The organism is Ligilactobacillus sp., from assembly GCF_036846325.1.
In the GTDB taxonomy this organism is placed as follows: Bacteria; Bacillota; Bacilli; order Lactobacillales; family Lactobacillaceae; genus Ligilactobacillus.
This window is the reverse complement of the sequence record NZ_DAIUCE010000083.1, coordinates 1-7,913: the sequence shown is the minus strand read 5'-3', so window position 1 is coordinate 7,913 and position 7,913 is coordinate 1. Positions and strand designations below refer to the sequence as shown.

General features: G+C 49.3%; 8 protein-coding genes and 1 pseudogene. 7 read left to right on the top strand and 2 right to left on the bottom strand.

All coding sequences use genetic code 11. The features are described from left to right. Positions 1 to 88: 88 nt before the first annotated feature. The 7 genes from V7Z60_RS07765 to V7Z60_RS07735 all read left to right on the top strand — a co-directional run bounded on the left by V7Z60_RS07765 (position 89) and on the right by V7Z60_RS07735 (position 6,006). The gene (locus V7Z60_RS07765) at positions 89 to 607 is read left to right on the top strand and encodes a GNAT family N-acetyltransferase (protein ID WP_334117265.1); all 519 of its coding nucleotides are present in this window, start codon (positions 89 to 91) and stop codon (positions 605 to 607) included. A gap of 214 nt (positions 608 to 821) precedes the next feature. After that, positions 822 to 1,310, top strand: a complete 489-nt coding sequence (locus V7Z60_RS07760; protein WP_334117264.1) for a PTS sugar transporter subunit IIB — start codon at positions 822 to 824, stop codon at positions 1,308 to 1,310. A gap of 1 nt (position 1,311) precedes the next feature. Continuing rightward, the gene (locus V7Z60_RS07755) at positions 1,312 to 2,109 is read left to right on the top strand and encodes a PTS mannose/fructose/sorbose/N-acetylgalactosamine transporter subunit IIC (RefSeq protein ID WP_334117263.1); all 798 of its coding nucleotides are present in this window, start codon (positions 1,312 to 1,314) and stop codon (positions 2,107 to 2,109) included. Next, positions 2,102 to 2,911 carry a PTS system mannose/fructose/sorbose family transporter subunit IID gene (locus V7Z60_RS07750; RefSeq protein ID WP_442918906.1) on the top strand — a complete coding sequence of 270 codons (810 nt, stop codon included), beginning with the start codon at positions 2,102 to 2,104 and terminating at the stop codon, positions 2,909 to 2,911. The genes V7Z60_RS07755 and V7Z60_RS07750 overlap by 8 nt, the downstream gene beginning before the upstream one ends. Positions 2,912 to 2,932: 21 nt before the next feature. After that, on the top strand, positions 2,933 to 3,358 hold the full coding sequence (locus tag V7Z60_RS07745) for a PTS sugar transporter subunit IIA (RefSeq protein WP_334117261.1): 426 nt from the start codon (positions 2,933 to 2,935) through the stop codon (positions 3,356 to 3,358). Continuing rightward, positions 3,351 to 5,015, top strand: coding sequence for a glycoside hydrolase family 13 protein (locus tag V7Z60_RS07740; protein ID WP_334117260.1), 1,665 nt, complete (start codon positions 3,351 to 3,353; stop codon positions 5,013 to 5,015). The genes V7Z60_RS07745 and V7Z60_RS07740 overlap by 8 nt, the downstream gene beginning before the upstream one ends. Before the next feature lies 1 nt (position 5,016). After that, positions 5,017 to 6,006, top strand: coding sequence for a LacI family DNA-binding transcriptional regulator (locus tag V7Z60_RS07735; protein ID WP_334117266.1), 990 nt, complete (start codon positions 5,017 to 5,019; stop codon positions 6,004 to 6,006). A 384-nt stretch (positions 6,007 to 6,390) separates the two neighbouring features. Here V7Z60_RS07735 and V7Z60_RS07730 read toward each other — a convergent pair whose 3' ends face one another. Both V7Z60_RS07730 and V7Z60_RS07725 read right to left on the bottom strand, forming a co-directional pair. Further along, positions 6,391 to 7,305 (bottom strand): DNA/RNA non-specific endonuclease, encoded by a 915-nt coding sequence (locus tag V7Z60_RS07730; RefSeq protein WP_334117259.1) that lies wholly within the window; start codon positions 7,303 to 7,305, stop codon positions 6,391 to 6,393. 14 nt (positions 7,306 to 7,319) lie between these two features. Next, positions 7,320 to 7,913: pseudogene (locus V7Z60_RS07725) on the bottom strand (hypothetical protein); the annotation flags it as partial.

Here is a 7,913-nt window from a genome sequence, read left to right as displayed (position 1 = left end):
ACGCTCATCCTGTTCATCTTCACAATCAGGCGTGTTCTTGGCGGAATGGAAAAATAGATGATATCATGTAACCTTGAGGTGATGATCGATGATAAGAAAAGTTGAGAATACGGAAGAAGACATTCTTGCCCTGCAGAAGCTTGCGAAAAGGACCTTTTATGACACTTTCGCTCATGAAAACAGCGAAGAGGACATGAAGGCATACCTTGACACGGCTTATGACTTCGACGTCCTGAAGTCTGAGCTTGAATGCGAAACGTCGCGCTGTTACTTCTACATGGACGGCAACAGGCCCGTCGGCTACATCAAGGTCAACTGGGGAACTTCCCAGACGGAGCCGGACTATCCCGATGCCCTTGAGGTACAGCGCATCTACACTTTGAAGGAATGTCACGGGCACGGCGTCGGTGCGGCGCTGATGGAACATGCCATCTCAGTTGCACGCGAAATGAAGAAGCCCATGATGTGGCTTGGCGTCGAGGAACAGAACCGGCGCGCATATCATTTCTATCAGAAGTACGGATTTGAAAAGGTCGGAACTCACGTCTTCATGCTGGGGGATGACGAACAGCATGACTGCGTGCTGGTCAGGAAAATTGAAGATTGACACGGAGGACAGACGCCATGCGGCGCCTGTCTTTTTTTGTAAAGTGAAAATTTTTCGCAGGAAAGTACAATAAAACGCTTGCATTTTTGCTTTATGGTATTATAATAAAATACGTAAAGAGAACTTGAAACGTTTAAAGTTGTTAGAAAGTGCTATTTTACAATGTTATTCTTTATTTTTTATTAAACGTTTTATGAATGAGGAGGAACTTATTATGCCAGTAGTTTTAGCAAGAGTCGATGAAAGACTCGTTCACGGTGTGACGGTCAACCAGTGGAACATGGAACTTCATCCAAAGAGATACATGGTTGTCGATGACGAAATCAGCGGAAACGACATGATCAAGGCAACGATGAGAATGAGCAAGCCTGCAGGGACCGGCATGTCAATCATTGACACGGAAACGGCCATTGCCAATTTCAACAAGGGCAAGTATGACTCGCATTCGGTCTTTGTTCTCGTCAAGGAACCTGGAACACTTCTCAAGATGATTGAGGGCGGAGTGAAGATTCCGGCGATTGACCTCGGAGCAATGTTCGAGGAAAGGGACAGAAAGCCGTTTACTTCAAGGATTGCGCTTGACAGTCAGGAAATCGAAGATCTCAAGGAAATCAGCACGAAGGGAATCGAGATTTATGCGCAGTACACGCCTGAAGACGACAAGATGTCACTTGATGATCTGCTGAAGAAGGGAGAGGAGTAACATGCCTGATTTTCTGCAGAATATCTTAGTTATTCTGATTGCTGCCTATATGGCCTGGGACAACGGCACCGGCAATCAAATCACAGGTAACTGGCCTGTTACGATTGGCCTTCTCGTCGGCCTGGTAATGGGAAACGCCGGCGTGGGCCTTGTCATCGGCGGCACGCTCCAACTCATGTCACTTGGTGTTGCGGGTATCGGCGGATCGTCTGTTCCGGAATACGGCGTTGCCACAATCGTCAGCGTCTATCTCGCAATCAGGACCGGTGCTTCCACCGGCACGGCGATTGCCGTCGGTCTTCCCGTCGGCATGCTGACGCTTCAGCTCGACGTTGTCTTGAAAATCATCAACAACTTCTATGCACACTGGTCACAGCGTCTGCTTCATGAAAAGAAGTTTGCCAAGATGGACGGCGTCTTCTATCTGACAGTTGTGACGTGGATGATGAAGTATGTCATTCCGGTAACCCTGGTTGTCCTGTTCGGTACACCAATTGTCAAGCTTGTTCTTCATGTAATTCCTGCATGGTTCACGAACGGCCTGCAGATTGCCGGCGGAATGCTTCCTGTTGTTGGTATCGGCATGCTGCTTCGTTACATGCCGGTCAAGAAATACATGACATACCTCATCATCGGATTTGTAGTATCTGCATACCTCAAGGTTCCTGTTTTGGGAATCGCACTTCTTGGCGGGGCTGCAGCTTACGCAGTTTACATGAGCAACGTTCAGAAGGCAGAAGCACAGGTCAAGGCACAGACGATGGCAGATGAAGTGGAAGGAGACGATTTTGATGAATGACAACAAGCTTACAGTCAGGGAACGGAAGAGCATGTTCAGAAGGTGGATCTTCTCAGCCGGTCTTGGTTACAACTACGAATCGCAGCAGGCGCCTTCGGTTGCCTTCTCAATGCGCAAGGCCCTTCGCAAGATCTATCCGGATGATGACGAATACATTGAGGCGATGGACAACCACTACAACTACTTCAATGCGACTCCTCAGATGGCAAACGTCATCCTGGGCGCAACTCTTGCGATGGAGGAAGAGGACGGAATCAAGGCAAAGGATGCCGTTCAGTCGCTCAAGACATCGCTCATGGGACCTCTTTCGGGTGTCGGCGATTCCATTTTCTGGATTCTCATTCCGACAATCATGGGTTCGATTGCGGGATACATGGCATTGCAGAAGAACGCAATCGGAGCCATTCTCTGGATGGTGATGTACGTTGCATTCTACTGGCTCAAGATGTGGCTTTGCAATCTCGGATACGAGTCAGGAACAAAGCTGATCACGACCCTTGGCGAGAAAATCAACATCTTTACCGATGCCATTTCCATCATGGGACTGATGGTCGTCGGATCGCTCATCCCTACGGTCGTCAAGGTCTACACACCGCTCAAGTTTGCAACGGGTAAAGTTTCCCTTTCATTGCAGACTGGTGTGTTCGACAAGATCATGCCGGGGCTGCTTCCGGTTGGACTGGCAATTCTCGTTTACTGGCTTCTTGGAAAGAAGTCATGGACGCCGACGCGCATCATCGTCCTGATCATTGTGATCTGCCTGGTCGGAGCTGCAACCGGCATTCTTGGAATTGCCAAGTAGGATTTGAGTGAGGAAGAGACTATGAAAAGACATGTTATTATTGCGAGCCATTCCATGCTTTCCGGCGGAATGGCGGAAACATTGAAGTTCTTTGAAGGAGAAGACGCGGACTTTGTGGTTGTCACGGCCTATGTTGACAACAGACCGATTGAGGGAAGGATTGAGGAAATCTTCAAAGACATTCCCGCAGAGGATGAAGTCATTGTATTGACAGATCTCATGGCTGGGTCAGTCAATCAGAAGTTCATGCCCTATGCGGCCCGTCCGCACACGCATGTGCTGACTGGAATGAACCTGTCACTTGCGATGGCATTGACGATGGAGCCTTCCGATTCATATGTGACGGAGGAGAGAGTGGAAGAAATCGTAGATGAGGCGAGAAAACAGATTCAGTATGTCAATGCCGCACTGAAGGATGCATTAAGTGAGGATGATGAGGATGAATGAGTGGAAGAAGAAGGGCGTGGTGTATGAAATCTATGTCCAGAGCTTCAATGATTCAAATGATGATGGAATTGGCGACATTCGGGGAATCATCCAGAAGCTTGATTATTTGAATGACCTTGGTGTCAACATTCTGTGGCTCACGCCGATTTTTGAGTCACCTATGGTCGACAACGGCTACGACATTTCCGATTATCGGAAGATCAACCCGCAGTACGGAACGATGGACGACGTTGACGAGCTGATTGAAAGGGCACATGAAAAGGGAATCAGAATTGTGATGGATCTTGTCGTCAATCACACATCAGACAGGCATGAATGGTTCGAGAAGTCGAAGATGAGCAGAGACAATGAGTATTCCGACTACTACATCTGGCGTGACCCGAAAGAAGACGGTTCCGCTCCGACGAATCACGGCTCTGCATTTGGCGGGTCGGCCTGGGAATACTGCCCGGAAAGAAGGCAGTACTACCTGCACATGTTTGCCAGGGAACAGCCTGACCTCAACTGGGACAACGAGAAGGTGCGCGAGGCGATTTATGACACGATGCGCTTCTGGGCTGACAGGGGAATCGACGGGTTCCGCATGGACTCAATCAGCTTCATCTCGAAACCTGAAGTGTTTACGGATGCCCCGGTTGTCGACAACAAGGAATTCGGTGCATACTATTACGGTATTGCAAACGGCAGGAACATCCACAGGTATCTCCATGAGATGTACGAGCGTGTCCTGAGCAGATATGACTTGATTACAATCGGCGAGACTCCGCATACAGACGTTGTGGAAGGAGAAAGGTTCGTCAATCCTTCGCGTGAGGAACTGGACATGGTCTTTCAGTTCGAGCATATGCATGTTGACTATGGTGAATACGGGCGTTACTCCGACGTCTCGTTCAAGCTGAGCGACCTGAGACATGACCTCGACATGTGGCAGAGCGGTCTTTCCTGGAACTCCAATTATCTGGGCAACCATGACCAGCCGAGAATCGTCTCCCGCTTCGGCTCTGACGGCAGGTACCGCGTGAAGTCCGCCGAGATGCTTGCGATGCTGATCATGATGCAGCGGGGCACGCCGTTCATCTATCAGGGCGAGGAAATCGGGATGACGAACGTCGACTTCAAGTCCATCGATGAAATGAAGGATCTCGAAGCACACAACACCTATGAGCATTTCCTCAGTCTCGGCATCTCCGAGGAGAAGTCCCTGGAAATGGTCAGGAGAAAGACGCGTGACAACGGCAGAACCCCGATGCAGTGGAACGGACGTCAGAATGCTGGTTTTTCAAATGCTAAGCCATGGATTGAAGTCAACCCTGACTATGAGAGAATCAACGTTGAACAGGATCTTGCCTCCGATGACTCCGTATACCGCTTCTACCAGAAGGTCATTGAACTGCGCAGGAACAATGAAATTCTCACGGACGGAAGTTACTCATTGATTGCGGGCGATGATTCTGATATCATTGCATTTGTCAGAGAATTGAATGGACAGGAGATTATGGTTGTGTGTTCATTTGCGGACAGGAAGGTCAGGTTTGATGTCCCGCTGAAGGGCCGGGGCGGTCGTCTTCTTCTTGGCAACTATGCCGATGCACCGGACGGACTTGATGACGTGATCTACCTTCGTCCGTATGAAGGGAGAGCATATACAGTTGGCTAATATGAAGGATGTGGCCCGTGATGCCGAGGTGTCGGTGGCAACCGTTTCAAACTATCTTAACGGCAAGAAGGTCAGGCCGGAAGTTGAGGAAAAGGTCAGACGCTCGATTGAGAAGCTGCACTATGTCAGAAATGATGCTGCCAGGGCGCTTAAAATCAGTGAGTCCAAGTATGTGGTGTTCGTTCTTCCGACTGTCTGGTCACCGTTCTTTTCCGAGCTGACGTTCTGGATTCAGCGGTATTTGAACGAAAAGGGATACAAGATGATTCTCAGCATCTCGGAAAATAGGTATGAGCTGGAAAAGTCATATGTAACGATGGCGGAGGAACAAAGAGTTGCCGGCATAATTTCAATATCTTACTCGGATCTGAACAGCCACGTCCCTTCAAACATTCCCCTTGTGTCGATTGAAAAGGATGACACAGGAATGTTTCCTCTGGTCACTTCGGACAACTACGGCGGCGGCAGGATGGCCGCAGATGAATTCAAGAGGCGCAACTTGGGGCACGTCGTCTACATAGGAACGTCTCACGAAGGCTTTTCTCCGATGATTGCAAGACAGTCCGGCTTTATTGACCAGTGCAACAATCTGGGAATGAAATATGAAGTTTTCAGTGTTCCGTCATCAAGGACTCCCGAAAAGTTCAACAGTGCGGTTGAGGAAATATCATCAGATATTGTCAGAATCTTCAGAGAAAACGGACCGGTCGGAGTCTTTGCCTATTGCGACGAAACCGCACTGCACCTGAGGGACCAGCTTGAAAGAGACGGAATCAGAGTGCCGGAGGACATTCAGATAATCGGATTTGACGGCGGTATGCTTTACGTCAACACTGCCCTTGGCATTTCATCAATCAGGCAGAACGTTCAGAAAATAGCCTTGAAGACAACTGAGCTGCTGGACAGCCAGATTAACGGAAAAACCCCCGAAGACGTCAGACGCTTCATGGTTCCGGTAAGTTTTAAGGAAGGAAATACAACAATTAATTAGACGGACTGAAAAATTCTGTCTCAAATTCAAAAACAAGTATGATTCATAATTGCATTTTACGAATCATACTTGTTTTTTTCTTGGTCAGACATCTGCCGGGCATTCAAATCCAGGGACGGGGCACTGAGAAAATCTGACATGGCAGCAATGTTGAAGTAAATGTACTTTTACCGTAAATTCCAGCTTCCGATTACGGGCAAAACAGCGATTTTGGGGATTTGCCCGTAATCCCGCCTTGAATCCCTGATTGAGCAGGCGATGCGCAGCACTGTACTTTATGAAAAATGCCGGACAAGATCAGTCGAATTACGACCGCCTTTGTCCGGCACTTCATTTAATTCAAGAGAGAAACGGAACTGTCATGGCGGTTCCGTTTTCTGCATGTCACGAGGCCTGTTTTTTCCTGACCTTTCTGGCCTGACCCGAAGCGTAGTCAATCTCCCATCCGTTCTGGACGTTTGGAACGAAGACGTTGAAGCTTTCTTCATTTACAGGCCGGCCGCTGTCATCAAACGAGAACCACCTGGCCATGAGCTGGTTGCCTGACGGAATCTTGTTCTTGCCGGAATAGAGCGGGCGCACACGGTAGTTGACGACTCCTCCAGTCGCCAGAATGTTGCGCAGTATCTTCTCGTAGTATGCCTGACCCTTGTTGCTTGCAGTTGATGACTGATTGGCCCACTGGGTCTGGGTGACGATGTTCAGATGGTTGTTCGTTTTGGCGTTCCACTCGCCGTTCACGTTGCCGAATGTTGCGGCAATCAGGTGGCCGCGGGTGTAGAGATTGACGTCGTTCTTCAGCGTATACTGGGCTATGTAGCCGGGAGGTGCGTAAGCGGCTGATGACGGTGCCTTCTGGAGGCATTCTCCGGTCAGCCAGGCAGAAGCTTCAGCCGGACGCCTCTTTTCGTCGATGTTGTTGACGATGACCCGGGACATGCCGAGGTTTTTCGGCATGTCATTCCTACCGTCGCAGATTATGAACGATCCGGCGCCGTTGTATTCAATCTCGTCACCGAGCTGCTGGATGATGTTCCTGTCGAGAACGGAACTTGCAAGTTCCTGTGAGATTTCGCATCCTTCAATCGGGGCCTTGTTGATGGACATGGCGGATTTTCCGGCCGGAAGCTCTTCATTTTCCATTTTGGTTATCAGACGTTGAATCAGGATGCTTCCGAGCTCTTCCGGTGAGACCGGATATCCGGTCTGCTTCAGAACACTCAGATATTCCTGTTCGAGCATGGCCTGTTTCGCAAGGTACTTCTGCTGGAGATTCATGAATTCCTGATATGTGTCCATTAAAATGCACTTCCTTACTTGATTTCCACGTATTCGCCGTCGTTCAGCACTGAATCCAGTGTGTCTTCCGTGTTGTACGATAGATATTCTCTTGGAGTGGACAGGCTGCTTTTGACGAGCCTGTTGCCCTTGAGCTTGAGAGAGTCGTATTTATACCATGATGTTGAGTCACCGTCCTGGTACCAGACACCAAGAGTATAATCGACCCTGGCGTCAGTGGACGAATCGCTTTCGAGGAAGACGCGCCTCTTTGAAAAGTTTCCTGCCATTTTGTCCAGTTCGCTTAAGACGTCCTTGCAGTCAACTGTCTTGGGTGAGGCGAGTCCCCTGACCGTGAACGTCAGGGTCTTGTTGTCGTAGATGAGCTGTCTTCCCTTGTTGTAAAGACACTTGTTGACGTATCTGGTCCAGGATTCGATGTCCGGTGTGATGGAATCGCCGTTCTTCAGAATCCGAGGCGTTTCTCCGACGTCAGGCGTTCCTACGCCGTAGCCGATGATGTCATGAATCTTTCTGTCCATGTAGACATGAGCGCAGCAGTTTTCCGAACCGTCAACGCCGCCGGTGCGCAGATGCATGTACTTGTAGAGGCTTGAAACCTTGTACTT